Annotated in this window: 12 protein-coding genes and 1 tRNA gene; 4 read left to right on the top strand and 9 right to left on the bottom strand. The window is 40.7% G+C overall.

Translation table 11 applies throughout. The annotated features are described in order from the left end of the window. Positions 1 to 107: 107 nt before the first annotated feature. The 5 genes from PVK62_RS06015 to PVK62_RS06035 form a co-directional block, all read right to left on the bottom strand. Complete coding sequence (locus tag PVK62_RS06015; protein ID WP_274443684.1) at positions 108 to 1496, bottom strand: glycoside hydrolase family 1 protein; 1389 nt, start codon at positions 1494 to 1496, stop codon at positions 108 to 110. A gap of 407 nt (positions 1497 to 1903) precedes the next feature. Then, positions 1904 to 1980, bottom strand: a tRNA-Trp gene (locus tag PVK62_RS06020). Positions 1981 to 2098: 118 nt separating this feature from the next. Further along, positions 2099 to 2623, bottom strand: a complete 525-nt coding sequence (gene hemG / locus PVK62_RS06025; RefSeq protein ID WP_274443685.1) for a menaquinone-dependent protoporphyrinogen IX dehydrogenase — start codon at positions 2621 to 2623, stop codon at positions 2099 to 2101. Positions 2624 to 2655: 32 nt separating this feature from the next. Beyond that, the gene (locus PVK62_RS06030) at positions 2656 to 4113 is read right to left on the bottom strand and encodes a TrkH family potassium uptake protein (protein WP_274443686.1); all 1458 of its coding nucleotides are present in this window, start codon (positions 4111 to 4113) and stop codon (positions 2656 to 2658) included. Between the two features lie 54 nt (positions 4114 to 4167). Further along, positions 4168 to 4785, bottom strand: coding sequence for a YigZ family protein (locus PVK62_RS06035; RefSeq protein ID WP_274443687.1), 618 nt, complete (start codon positions 4783 to 4785; stop codon positions 4168 to 4170). Positions 4786 to 5027: 242 nt separating this feature from the next. On the opposite strand from PVK62_RS06035, the gene fadB reads away from it, so the two are divergent. The 3 genes from fadB (at position 5028) to acuI (ending at position 10150) form a co-directional block, all read left to right on the top strand. Next, a complete protein-coding gene (gene fadB / locus PVK62_RS06040; RefSeq protein WP_274443688.1) occupies positions 5028 to 7217 on the top strand; it encodes a fatty acid oxidation complex subunit alpha FadB in 2190 nt (729 codons plus the stop codon). A gap of 13 nt (positions 7218 to 7230) precedes the next feature. After that, complete coding sequence (fadA, locus tag PVK62_RS06045; RefSeq protein WP_274443689.1) at positions 7231 to 8394, top strand: acetyl-CoA C-acyltransferase FadA; 1164 nt, start codon at positions 7231 to 7233, stop codon at positions 8392 to 8394. A gap of 775 nt (positions 8395 to 9169) precedes the next feature. Then, on the top strand, positions 9170 to 10150 hold the full coding sequence (acuI, locus tag PVK62_RS06050; RefSeq protein ID WP_274443690.1) for an acrylyl-CoA reductase (NADPH): 981 nt from the start codon (positions 9170 to 9172) through the stop codon (positions 10148 to 10150). A 129-nt stretch (positions 10151 to 10279) separates the two neighbouring features. Here acuI and PVK62_RS06055 read toward each other — a convergent pair whose 3' ends face one another. Then, a complete protein-coding gene (locus PVK62_RS06055; protein WP_274443691.1) occupies positions 10280 to 11221 on the bottom strand; it encodes a LysR family transcriptional regulator in 942 nt (313 codons plus the stop codon). 160 nt (positions 11222 to 11381) lie between these two features. Next, positions 11382 to 11573, bottom strand: coding sequence for a hypothetical protein (locus tag PVK62_RS06060; protein ID WP_274443692.1), 192 nt, complete (start codon positions 11571 to 11573; stop codon positions 11382 to 11384). 176 nt (positions 11574 to 11749) lie between these two features. Between PVK62_RS06060 and tusA the strand changes: the two genes are divergently transcribed. Continuing rightward, complete coding sequence (gene tusA / locus PVK62_RS06065; RefSeq protein WP_274443693.1) at positions 11750 to 12001, top strand: sulfurtransferase TusA; 252 nt, start codon at positions 11750 to 11752, stop codon at positions 11999 to 12001. Between the two features lie 68 nt (positions 12002 to 12069). Here tusA and PVK62_RS06070 read toward each other — a convergent pair whose 3' ends face one another. Together PVK62_RS06070 and PVK62_RS06075 are read right to left on the bottom strand one after the other, a co-directional pair. Next, a complete protein-coding gene (locus PVK62_RS06070; RefSeq protein WP_274443694.1) occupies positions 12070 to 12321 on the bottom strand; it encodes a hypothetical protein in 252 nt (83 codons plus the stop codon). 148 nt (positions 12322 to 12469) lie between these two features. Next, the gene (locus PVK62_RS06075) at positions 12470 to 14098 is read right to left on the bottom strand and encodes an alpha-amylase (protein WP_274443695.1); all 1629 of its coding nucleotides are present in this window, start codon (positions 14096 to 14098) and stop codon (positions 12470 to 12472) included. Between the last annotated feature and the right edge of the window lie 129 nt (positions 14099 to 14227).

Below are 14227 nucleotides of genomic sequence, written 5' to 3' on the forward strand. Positions count from 1 at the left end.
AGGATGCCTTTCCACGGTGTTTTGTTACTGCTTACTGTACCTTTTCTATTGAGTATTTTTGCAACCATTTGGCTATCGACTCACTAAATACAGCTCACATTAATACACTACTTTAGTGAATAACCATTAGTTTTAATGACATCTTGATACCAATAAAAACTCTTTTTAGGTATGCGTTGTAGACTACCTTCTCCCTTGTCGTTCCGATCTACGTAAATATAACCATAACGCTTATCCAGTTGAGCTTCAGAATTGCTGACTAAATCAATTGGTCCCCACGAGGTAAATCCCATTAATTCAACACCATCAAGCACTGCTTCGCGAGCCTGAACTAGGTGGTCGTTCAAGTAGGCTATTCGATAATCATCTTCAATGGTATTTTCTTCTGTGACTACATCTTTAGCGCCTAACCCATTTTCAACAATAAATAGTGGCTTCTGGTAACGGTCATGCAAGACATTCAATAGCACTCGTAACCCTTTAGGATCGATTAACCAGCCCCACTCGCTTGCTTCTAGGTGTGGATTTGGAACACTAGCAACAATATTACCAATCTCTTTTTTCTTTGGATCTGCACTCGCACATCCACTGGCGTAATAACTGAATGAGATAAAATCAACACTCGCTTTTGCTAACTCTTCAAGATCCCCCTCTGCAAAGTGTAAACTTATCTGATTCTCACGAAAATAACGCAACATGTAACCTGGGTACTTTCCGCGAACTTGCACATCACCAAAGAAAAGCCATTGGTTATTCTCATGCATAGCTGCAAGTACATCGTCGGGATGACACGTATATGGGTAGTTAAGCGCTCCTAATAACATGTTGCCAATTTTAGAATCAGGCAACATGTTATGGCATAAGTTAACCACACGAGCACTAGCAACTAATTGATGGTGAATCGCTTGATAAATACTTTGCTCATCCGCCTCATCTGGTAGTCCTACCCCGGTAAATGGGGCGTGTAGTGACATATTGATTTCATTGAATGTTAGCCATAATTTCACTTTATGTTGGTAACGCTCAAATACAACCTTAGCGTATCGTTCAAAGAACTCAATGACCTTTCGATTACCCCAGCCGCCATAATTTTCAACTAATGCATAAGGCATTTCATAGTGAGAAAGCGTAACAAAAGGTTGAATATCATATTTAGCTAACTCATCAAAGATCGCATCATAATAAGCTAATCCCGCTTCATTCGGCTCGGCATCATCACCATTTGGAAAAATACGAGTCCACGCAATAGAAAGACGTAAACAGTTAAACCCCATTTCATCAAACAATTGAATGTCTTCTGGATAACGATGATAAAAATCAATGGCGAGATCTTTTATGCCATCCGTCCTTGTTTCTCTGGTTTGTGATGAACTAAGAATGCCATTAGGAAGCATATCGGAAGTTGATAAGCCCTTACCGTCAGTTTGGAATGCGCCTTCAATTTGGTTCGCAGCAATCGCGCCGCCCCATAGGAAATCTTTTTGAAATGTAGTCATGAGTTGTCTCTGCTTATACTCAATAAATTAATTCTATTATGAATATAGTTAATAACATGGCAGAAATCTGAGAACCCACTCTCATCACATGTTCTTTTCTCAAATTACAAACAGCAAAAAGGCTCATACCTTTCGATATGAGCCTTCTCTAAATATGGCAAAGCTAGAGTAATTCGAACTCCCAACACGCGCGTTCTTATGGTGGGGGAATCCGCGGCGCTTTTCTCAAACTACAAACAGCAAAAAGGCTCATACCTTTCGATATGAGCCTTCTCTAAATATGGCAAAGCTAGAGTAATTCGAACTCCCAACACGCGCGTTCTTATGGTGGGGGAATCCGCGGCTCTTTTCTCAAACTACAAACAGCAAAAAGGCTCATACCTTTCGATATGAGCCTTCTCTAAATATGGCAGGGGTGGAGAGATTCGAACTCCCAACACGCGGATTTGGAATCCGCTGCTCTGCCAGTTGGAGCTACACCCCTGTTGTGCGTGCTATTGTAATGACTTTCACAAGAAAATCCATAGCTAACATGCTAAAAAATAGCATCTAAACCAAAATATCTATCTCTATCGCACAATTATTTTCAAATCGCCTAAAAATTAACCTTTTTTAATCTTTTCAACAAATTGATCAACACGCAACCAGTTTGTATATTCAACTTCTTTGGTTGGGTCTGTCTCCCCCCCCGTCATTCTCATGATGAGTTGAATCATAAAGCGATCAAAGAAATTATAACGAGGATAAAATAACGCACCAGCAAACGTATCTTGCAAAGCGGGAACCCAAGAGGATTTCAATAAAAACTTCTTAAAATATACACTGGTTTCTGGAGTATCTTTACCTTCTTTACGAGCGGTCAGGTTCACAATAAAAAACGCAGCCTTCGCTTGCTCCAAAGCCACTTGATGTTGAGTGATAAACTGATACAACTTCTTATTCAAGTGGCCGTAACGGATAGATGCACCGATCACAACACGATCATAATCAGAAAATGAAACCGTTAACGGCTGATGTAAATCGACTAATTCACATTGGACATCACTTCCTAGCTTAGTCGCAATATAATCCAATATCTTAATGGTTTGACCTTCACGACTTGAGTGAAGAAGTAATACTCTTTTCACAATAAACCCTTTTATCTTTCTAAGATTAAAAACTAACTACGCCAGAACGTCGGCGTGAACAAAATAAGTAAGGTAAATACTTCCAAACGACCAAATAACATTGAGATAATTAAAATCCATTTAGCGGTATCATTTACCTCACCAAAATGCACCGCAACCTCACCTAAACCAGGGCCTAAGTTATTTAGTGTTGCCGCTACAGCAGAAAAAGCGGTTAGCTCATCCATCCCTGTCGCAATTAATGCCAACATACAAATCACAAACACCAAGGCATACGCAGAGAAGAATCCCCATACCGCATCAACCACCCGTTGCGGTAGTGCTTTACTACCAATTTTAATAGTAAAAATAGCTCTTGGGTGAATAAGACGTTTTAACTCACGCATCCCTTGTAGTGATAACAGCAAAATACGAATTACCTTCATGCCGCCGCCCGTAGATCCCGCGCAGCCACCAATGAAAGAGGAAAATAACAGTAATACAGGCAAAAACAGCGGCCACTCAGCAAAGCTAGTTGTGGTGAAACCTGCAGTGGTTGACATGGATACGGTCTGAAATAGAGCCTGATCAACCGCTGTTCCTATCGAATCATAGGTACTGTGCTTGAGTAACAATAAGAAGGTGATAAGAAACAATAATATCTGAATAAATATAAACGCTCTAAATTCTGGGTCTTTCCAATAATATTTAGGGTGCACGCCACCAGAAGCAAATGCAGCAAAGTGCAACGAAAAGTTACATGCAGAGATAAGTAAGAACACTACGGTAATAGCATTAATTACCGGACTATTAAAGTAGCCCATACTGGCATCGTGAGTAGAAAAACCACCAATCGCTATCGTTGAAAAGCTATGTGAGATGGCATCAAACCAATTCATTCCAGCAGCCCAAAATGCCAAAGCACACGCAATGGTTAACGTAAGGTATATATACCACAGTACCTTTGCTGTTTCGGCTATTCGCGGGGTCATTTTTGAGTCTTTTACAGGTCCTGGGATCTCCGCTCGATACAGTTGCATACCACCGATACCTAATACCGGTAAAATAGCCACAGCTAACACGATAATACCCATACCGCCAAACCATTGAAGAAGTTGTCGATAAAATAGAATCGCTTTGGGCAAATGATCTAATCCCGTAAGAACCGTAGCCCCTGTTGTCGTTAACCCAGAAAATGATTCAAAAAAGGCATTGGTTACCGATATATCTGGCGATCCAGAAAGTAAAAATGGCAATGCACCCGCACTACCGATTACCATCCAAAAGAGAACCACGATGAGAAAGCCATCGCGCGATTTCAGTTCTTGTTTGTGATCTCGATTTGGGAACCAAAGTGCACCGCCACCAGCCAATAACAAGAAAAAAGTAATAACAAATGGCACACCAGCACCATCACGATATATAAACGCGATAAAAGCAGGAGCCAACATGAAAAAACTAAACACCGCAAGTAAAGTACCCACGATTCGAATAATTGAACGAAACTGCATGATTTATTGGACGCCTGGCGTCACTCACATCCTAAATAGTTGGTATTAAAAATTTCACACTTCCGGTGGAAACTCGATCTTTGCACCGCTTTTATTAATGATAGCGGTTTTAAATTCATTAATAACACGCTTTTCTAACTCGACCGTCATAATAACTTTATCACTATAATCCGCCATTACTTGTTGCCCTTCAAATTGAAGTAATAAGGTTTCGACCAGACTCATTAAGTTATAATCACAATGTAAAACAAGCGCCTTTGTAATTCGTTTCTCTTCGGTTTCAATGAGCTTTAATGCTTGTTGAACACCGCCACCATAAGCTTTAACTAAACCTCCAGTGCCAAGCCTAATACCGCCATAATAACGAGTTACCACTGCGGTAATTTCACCGATACCACTCCCACTCAATTGAGCAAGGATCGGTTTACCAGCAGTACCTGAAGGTTCGCCATCATCACTGAAGCCCCATTTCATTGAATCTTCAGGTCGACCAGCAACAAACCCCCAGCAATTATGCCGAGCATCAGAGTGTTTTGTTTTTATTTCAGCGACAAACGCTTTGGCTTCATCAATCGATGAGGTTCTCGCAAGATAGGTAATAAAAACACTTTTTTTAATCTCTTCTTCAAATACTGCCATCGCTTTTGGCACTTGATATGGCTGCTCATTCATAGACTACACTGATAGTAAAAATGGAACCTTAAAGTGTATCACTTCTCGTGGCATTTACGCTTTTTAAGCTGATATTTATTCGCTAATCGAAGAAAGTAAATTTGTGATCAACCAAGATATTCGTAACTAAAATGTTAAATTTAATTTGATATCTGTTTACATTAACATCACTATTAACTGGTCAAACCAGACCATTATAATAACGAATACTTTATCTGGTTATCATTTCATGGAGATAGAAAATGATTTATCAAGGTGAAAACCTCTCTGTAGACTACATCGAATCAGGCATTGCTCACCTCGTATTTAATGCGACAGGCAGTGTAAACAAGCTCAACCTTGCTACCCTACATTCACTTGGCGAAGCCATTGATGCACTCTACAAACAAAAGGATTTACAAGCCCTCCTGCTCTCATCTGGCAAAAATGCCTTTATTGTCGGAGCAGACATCACTGAATTCCTAGGGCTATTTGATACCCCATCAGAAGAACTTAGTGATTGGTTACATCAAGCTAATATAATATTTAATAAACTAGAAGACCTTCCTGTTCCGACCTTAACCGCTATTACTGGTTTTGCGCTTGGTGGCGGTTGTGAGTGCGTATTAGCTAGCGATTTTCGTTTAGCAGATGAAACCGCATCCATCGGATTACCTGAAACACAACTCGGTATTATGCCTGGTTGGGGTGGTTCTGTTCGTTTACCTCGCTTAATTGGTGCCGACCCAGCGATGGAAGTCATCACTACAGGTAAGCCAAAACGTGCTAAAGACGCATTAACATTAGGTATGGTTGATGGTGTTGTTTCACGTGAAACCTTGATAGACGCATCTGTTTCTATGCTTAAGCAAGCAATTGCAGGTGAATTGAATTGGCAACAACGTCGTGAACAGAAAAAAGCACCACTGCAACTGTCTCCATTAGAAGCGGCAATGTCATTTAATGTCGCTAAAGGCATGATAATGAAAATAGCAGGAAAACATTATCCTGCGCCAATGACCGCGGTTAAATCGATAGAACAAAGCGCAGGTATGAGTCGTGATGACGCGCTAGCCGTTGAGAACAAACACTTCGTTGCCCTAACTCGAACCGAAGTCGCAAAATCATTAGTGGGTATTTTCTTAAACGATCAGCTCGTTAAGGGTAAAGCAAAACAAGCGGTGAAAAATAGTGAGCCCGTAACAAGCGCAGCCGTTTTAGGTGCAGGCATTATGGGCGGCGGTATCGCTTATCAATCGGCATCAAAAGGCGTACCGGTTCTAATGAAAGACATTGCTCAAGCATCATTAGATCTCGGAATGAATGAAGCCTCTAAACTTCTTAATAAGCAATTAGAGCGTGGCCGTTTATCTGGTTTAAAAATGGCACAAGTGCTCTCTTCTATTACTCCCTCTTTAAACTATGGTGGCATTGAGAGTAAAGACGTCATTGTTGAGGCAGTGGTTGAGAATCCAAAAATCAAAGCGGCTGTTTTAGCCGAAGTAGAAGGTGAAGTGAACGAAAACGCGATCTTAGCATCGAACACCTCAACCATACCTATTTCGTTATTAGCAAAATCACTCAAGCGACCTGAAAATTTCTGTGGTATGCACTTCTTCAACCCAGTTCATCGTATGCCATTGGTTGAAGTTATCCGTGGTGAGAAAACCTCACAACACACCATGGATCGCGTTGTTGCTTACGCCTCTCAAATGGGTAAAACCCCAATAGTGGTGAATGACTGTCCTGGCTTCTTTGTAAACCGTGTTCTTTTCCCTTATTTCGCGGGCTTTAGTTTATTGCTGCGTGATGGTGGCGATTACCAACAAATCGATAACGTGATGGAAAAAGAGTTCGGTTGGCCAATGGGACCGGCTTACTTACTTGATGTGGTTGGTATTGATACGGCGCATCATGCTCAAGCGGTGATGGCTCAAGGTTTTCCAGAGCGCATGGCTAAAAATGGTCGAGATGTTATTGATGCAATGTTTGATGAAAGCCGCTATGGCCAGAAGAATGGCACTGGATTTTATGCTTACACCGTAGATAGAAAAGGTAAACCAAAGAAAAATGTGGATGATGGCACCAGTGCGATCATTGCAACGGTAACAGACACCACTCAACCTTATACCTCAGAGCAAATTAGTGCTCGTATGATGATACCTATGATTAACGAAGTGATCCGATGCTTGGACGAAGGCATTATTGCTTCTCCAGCAGAAGCCGACATGGCGTTAGTGTATGGTTTAGGTTTCCCTCCATTTAAAGGCGGGGTTTTCCGCTACCTTGATGCGATTGGGTTATCGACTTACCTAGAGATGGCGAAAGAGTTTGAGCAATTGGGTGCAGTTTATCAAGTACCAGAAAGCATCAAACAAAAAGCCGCGGCCGGTGAATGTTATTACCCTGCCCCTAAGTCACCATCAGTATCGACTCCATTAACGTCAGCCTAGGGAAGGATTTATCATGAAAAATGTAGTTATTGTTGATTGTATCCGTACGCCAATGGGTCGTTCTAAAAATGGCGTTTTTCGTCATACTCGCGCCGAAGATTTATCTGCACACTTAATGAAAGGCTTAATAGAGCGAAATCCAAAAGTCGACCCAGATCAAATCGAAGACATCTACTGGGGTTGTGTTCAACAAACCTTAGAGCAAGGGTTTAATATTGCTCGTAATGCCTCATTATTAGCTGGCTTACCAAAATCTATCGCGGCAACCACAGTTAACCGTTTGTGTGGCTCGTCTATGCAAGCACTGCATGATGCCTCTCGCGCTATCATGGTTGGTGATGCCGACATTTGTATTATTGGCGGCGTCGAGCACATGGGCCACGTACCGATGAATCACGGTGTTGACTTCCATTCTGGTTTATCAAAAAGTGTCGCTAAAGCCTCTGGCATGATGGGTTTAACGGCTGAAATGTTAGGAAAGATGCACGGCATTACTCGTGAGCAACAAGATGCCTTTGCACTTGCGTCACACCAAAAAGCACATCGAGCAACAGTTGAAGGCTATTTTGATTCTGAAATTTTACCGATTGAAGGTCACGATGAACATGGTGCACTCACCTTAGTAAAACATGATGAAGTCATTCGCCCAGAAACCACACTTGAGGGGTTAGCTGCGCTGCGACCAGCCTTTGACCCTGCGAATGGTACCGTAACTGCGGGCACCTCATCTGCATTATCAGATGGTGCATCGGCAATGCTAGTTATGAGCGAAGAAAAAGCCAATGAATTAGGCTTAACCATTCGAGCGAAAGTTCGTTCAATGGCCGTCTCCGGCTGCGATCCATCCATCATGGGTTATGGACCAGTTCCAGCCACTCAAAAAGCACTGAAACGAGCAGGTTTATCGATTGATGAGATTGATTTGTTCGAATTGAATGAAGCGTTTGCAGCTCAATCCCTACCATGCATTAAAGATTTAGGTTTACTGGATGTAATGGAAGAGAAGATTAACTTAAATGGAGGGGCTATTGCACTAGGACACCCATTAGGTTGTTCGGGATCTCGAATTGCCACCACGTTAATCAATAACATGGAACGTACTGGGGCTAAACTTGGTGTCGCGACTATGTGTATTGGTCTTGGTCAAGGTATCGCAACGGTATTCGAACGACCTTAGAGAAAACATTCTAAGCCGTAAAAACTAAAAAAGTCGCCTTCTTGGGCGACTTTTTTCGAGTTGATACCTAATTTGGTATCGTATTTATCATCTTATTTTTTAGAGATGATTTTTGTATCACGCGCTTGGTGGAACCAAAAACGCTTTCTGCCTGTTGATTTAGACATGAGATATCCTTCTTAACTTTAGTATAAACATGCATCAATACGATGCGCTTGTTTAGCCTGAGAAGAGATATTTATCTTATGTAATTTATACATAGAGAAGTTGTACGTTCTTTACCTCATCAATCTACTTATCTTAAAATAACGGTTTAAAAAAGTAGGTAGCCCAATAACGATATTAGGTATAAAGCCAACGCATTTTCACAACTTCGATAGCACACGGTCATATTACATTATAAATAGATCCAGTTAGGCTTATTCGCTGCTAACGATCTGCTGAAATGTTCAATTATTAATAATTGGAAAAGTGAAATGAAACACGGAGATAATAGCTTTTTCGAAGATATTTTTCTGAGGGTTTTACTTGTACTTATTGCTTGTATTAATAACTCTATACATCAGAGCAAGGGTGCAAAATAACACGATCCAATAAAAAGTAAAGATCTTATTTACTCTTTCTTTGAAAAATAATATCGCAGAGGATCTATGCAGAAAACGCATATTACTCATGTTTAAGTATCATTTTTTTTATTTGACTAACTCACCTACACTTATCTCATTGGTCAAACGCACTGTTTGATAATCGTTATTTATTCTTATTGGAGTTCGTTATGTTTAAAGCACTAGTTCTGAATCAAGAAGAGAGAAATACCATTGCTGCTGTTACTGAGATCGACGAGTCTCAGCTGCCTGAAGGTAATGTAAAAATCGATGTAAACTACTCTTCTCTAAACTATAAAGATGGCTTAGCGATTACTGGTAAAGGACGCATTGTTCGTAATTTCCCTATGGTTCCAGGTATTGATTTAGCCGGTGTTGTCTCTCAATCAGACGATGCTCGTTATAAGGCTGGCGATGAAGTCGTACTTACTGGCTGGGGCGTTGGTGAAGGTCATTGGGGCGGCATGGCTGAAAAAGCAAGCCTAAACGGTGACTGGTTAGTGCCAATGCCAAAAGGCTTAGACGCTAAAAAAGTAATGGCGATCGGTACGGCTGGTTTTACAGCAATGCTATGTGTTCAAGCGATTGTTGATGCGGGTATTAAACCAGAAGATGGTGAGATCTTAGTAACCGGTGCAAGCGGCGGTGTAGGTAGCGTATCAATCACGCTTCTTAACCAACTTGGCTACAAAGTTGCAGCGGTAACGGGTCGAGCTTCTTCAAATGGTGAACTGCTTAAATCATTAGGCGCATCACGCATTGTTGAGCGTAGCGAACTAGAAGAACCAGCAAAACCATTAGAAAAACAACTATGGGCTGGCGCAATTGATACGGTGGGTAGCAAGGTGCTTGCTAAAGTATTAGCGCAAATTGATTACAATGGCGCAGTAGCAATATGTGGTCTTGCGGGTGGCTTTGATTTACCAACCACGGTGATGCCATTCATTCTACGTAATGTACGTTTGCAAGGTGTTGACTCTGTAATGTGCCCTCGTGAAAAACGCATCAAAGCATGGGAACAACTGGCAGAGCTTCTACCTGAATCCTTCTACGCCCAAGCCACTAAAGAAGTCTCTCTTGATGAGGCAATTCAAGCAGCAGAAGACATCACTAACGGTCAGATCACTGGTCGTGTGGTAATCAAAATTTAGTATTACGCATTAAAAGAATTTAATACTAAGCCCTACCTAGCTTAGTATTAATGTGAAAACATCGGTAAACCAAGGCAGCCTAATCGCTGCCTTTTTTATACTTTACATAACGATAGCTGGATATTCTTCTTATACAAAACCAATATCTTCAATACGTTTTTCTATCAATTTACCACACTCTTCTTTTACCACTTTTCTTAACCACGCTTGGGCTGGAGAAGTATCGCAGCGTGCATGCCAAATAAGTGAATAATCAAATGGGGTAAATTCAAACGGTAATGGTTTAATCACAAGATCATATCTTTCAGCAACCAAGTAAGCGAGATCCGCAGGAACTGTGATCACTAATGGCATTTTATCAACAATGGCCAACGCAGCTTCTAGATGATACGCCCTAAGTACTTGCCTTCTTTCTCTTTGACCTAGTAATGCCGTATCTAATAATGCTTTTACTCCATCGCTGATCGCTATCATGGCATGAGGTAATGATAAATAATCATCTAGAGTCAGTGCTGATCCTGCAAGGGGATGGTTCTTAGATAACAAACACAGCACCCCAACCTGTCCCAATACGTCTTGTTTTAGTGGAGACACGGAACCAATTGGACGACATATCGCCATATCCACTTTTTCAGTACTCAGCTGTTTAAACAAGTTCTCATGATTAAGAGAAGTAAACTCCAATGATATGTTCGGCGCTTGTTCGTAAATCTTAGGAAGCGCATAAGGTAAGATCGTTTGCATCGCATAATCTGTGGTCGCAATTAAAAAATGCTGATCACAATACATAGGTGTAAAGTCACTTGGCGTGAGTAATTGACGTAAGGACTCCAACGGTTGGTTTATCTGTGCATTAATCTCTAAGGCTTTTTGAGTTGGGACTAAATGCTGTCCTTGGCGAGTAAATAATGGGTCACCCAGTAAGTCTCGTAATCGTCCCAATACACGACTCATTGCTGATTGACTCAAGTTAAGTCGAAGAGCGGCTTGGCTAACACTGTTCTCGTCTAATAAGACTCGAAGAGCAATGAGTAAATTTAAATCACGACGATAAACTTCTTCTAATTCCATTACTTAAACCTGCATCTGAAATACCCTAAACGGTTTTGCTAGTGTAACGTTTTTTGGGATAAAAAAAATCCCGCAATTTATTCATCTCTTGTTGGGATCAAGAGCAATAAAGAGACGGGAAAGTTGGAGCGTAGTGTCATTATTCGTTGTTAATGGGTTTCTAGTAATCTTTTTCTTCGGCGGCTTCACTTTCTGACCAGGTTTTTAACTCAATCGTCAATGCGATCATAACGGAGGCAAGGCCGATTAAAGGAAATAAACTGATATTTTCAGGGGTTCGTAGTACTAAGGAGCAAATCGTAACAATACAAAGTACACAATAGGTAGTTAAACGATCTATTTGAGTAAGCATATGGCGATCCTTCTGTTGCTTTCATATCTATAGCTAAAACAACGAAATAACCGTCCAATGTTAATTTGTTGTTAATAAATAATTTACGCTCTTTCCAGTTCTTTGCCAATGAGTATTGATTATTTTTTTTACAGCAGTATGATCTTGGTCGCCTTTAACTGTAATGAGATACAACAATGACCATCCACTTTGATACCGCCAACCAAACCTTAGAAGCGGAAGGATTACGCTGCCCAGAGCCTGTAATGATGGTTAGAAAAACAATTCGACAGATGCAAGATGGCGAAACACTATTAATCAAAGCAGACGACCCATCGACCACGCGTGACATTCCAAGTTTCTGTCGTTTTATGGATCATGAGCTTATTGCGGAAGATACTGATTCACTGCCTTACCGATTTCTTATCCGTAAAGGGCTTTCAGCTTAAGAAATGATAAAGGCGACCACAAGGTCGCCTTTATGCTATTTTTCATTGTAAACAAACAGCTATTGAGTTTATGTATTGATATCTCGCACTTGTTTTTGAATGCTTTCAATCTCATGCTGTAAGTTACGCACCTCTTTCTTCATTGGTAATACATAATGAACGCGAACCCAAGCATCCACAGATAATGCCGTAGTGACAATCGCCCCTACTACCATGGGTACCCACATATCGGTTAATACCATTCCTAATAAATTAAGGGCTAATGCCACTGTAAATAAATAGCACTGGCTTTGTGGTGAGATAGCTAAAAAACGAGTCATGATAAGCTCCTTTCCTTTAAGAAACAGATACCAACAACTAATTATAGCTATAGATTACCATCTCTATTACAAAACCTATGTGGTTAGTATCACACTCTTATTCGGATTTTATGAAAGTTTGATGACACCCATAATCACAATCAGATCTCTATTCACCCGTATACACAATCATCACTTTATCTGATTCATTTTTGCGTATAACGGAGTAATAAGGCTCTTGTTTAACGACTTGATAATCACCTTGTACTATTGCGGAATGATTTCCTCTAAAAGAGAGTAATTTTTTCCAATGGGTACGCAAAGACCAATATAGCCCTGTCGCATCTTCCCAATTCATCATGCTATATAAGTCACCAGGCTTTGCATTTTCATCGCCATACCAGATGGAAACACTGCCATTAGACAGTAACAAGGTCGAGGCAGCATCTCGATACTGTGCATAATTATCAGTCGTTAATTCTGGTTGTTTATCTTTATCAAACCAAGTGAGTGCATGTATTGGCGCTTTCTGTTGTGCATTAATTTGATCATTTAACGGAGTTAAGCATTGGGATGCAATCGCATGAACTTGAGGAATAAAATGATTTTGGTTTTCTAAATCAACAATAATAAATGAAGAGCCTTCAAGTGCTTTGTATTGATTGTCTTTCTTCCACGCTTCAAATGCCTTACTGCCTTGCACTTCAAACTGTTTGGTTAATTGTGGCGTAGATTGAGATAAAACAATCCCATCAATACCAAATTTAGACACCCATGACGTTACCCACTGAATTAATAACGCGTCTTTCTCTTTGCTTTCTTGAGTCACTGCTGTGGTCGGTTTATTAATAAAGAACTCTGGCGTCGACACGCTTCCTTCATACTTAAGATCAGACCAATCAGAAGACCACCACTGTGGAATTTGACCATTCTCATCGTTAAATGCATCAAGATAGTGAGTTAGATTTTGCCCTTCTTTTGGTTGCCAATCATTCCAATAACTTGGCAGTTCACTGCTATCTTTAGGTTGAATCGTAAATTGCTGTAGATCGGCAAGACTTGGCTTAGAAGGCACAGTATCAATACCCCACACCACTCGCATTCCCAGTTGATGAGCAGAATCGATAAAGATCCTCATCTCTTGTTCGCTACCCATATTGGTATCGAGCTGAGTCCAATCTAGTGTTGCTCCGCCTGCATATGGGTATTCTGGTGTGTTTCCATCTTTACCTGGAAGCCAACCGTGAACTTGTTCTAATGGCGTCGAAAGCCACAATACATCAACACCTAACTCAGCTAAATAATCTAACTTCTTGGTTAAGCCTGCAATATCACCACCTTTAAAGCCTTGAGCTGATGTTTGACGACCATAACTGTGGTCATTCCAACCGTTACCATTATAAAAACGATCCGTGGCGATATGATAAAACGTGGCGTTCTGCCATTGAAAATCAATCTTCTCTTTTTCTGATTCTAATACTGATATAGATTCTAATAAAAGTAACCCACCACTATGACGGCTTGGCGTTAATGTTATCTGGCCATCTTTAACCTGAGCAATATTGCCAGAATAAGCATCAGTAACCACATCGCCTTCAGACCACAGTTCAGAAACCGTCACTGTAACAGGCTGAATACCTAATGAAGGACATACTGTCTCTGTATGAATAGTTTTATCCGCTGAAGTAGCCTCAGTTGTTATCGGCGCGTTTGAATTATCCGTAGAGGGTAACGAGGTACTTTGACACCCGACCATAAGTGAGAGGGAGATAAGAGTTGTACACACAGATAATTTCATCGAAATCAGCAGCCTAATAAAAGAGAGAACATCAATTGTAGTCATTGTTAGGTATATTATTAACCTCTAATTTTCGAAAATACGATATCTAGACAAAAAAATACCCCGCAACAGCGGGGCATTTCATGA

Origin of the sequence: Aliivibrio sp. S3MY1 (assembly GCF_028765575.1) — a bacterium.
Lineage (GTDB): Bacteria > Pseudomonadota > Gammaproteobacteria > Enterobacterales > Vibrionaceae > Aliivibrio.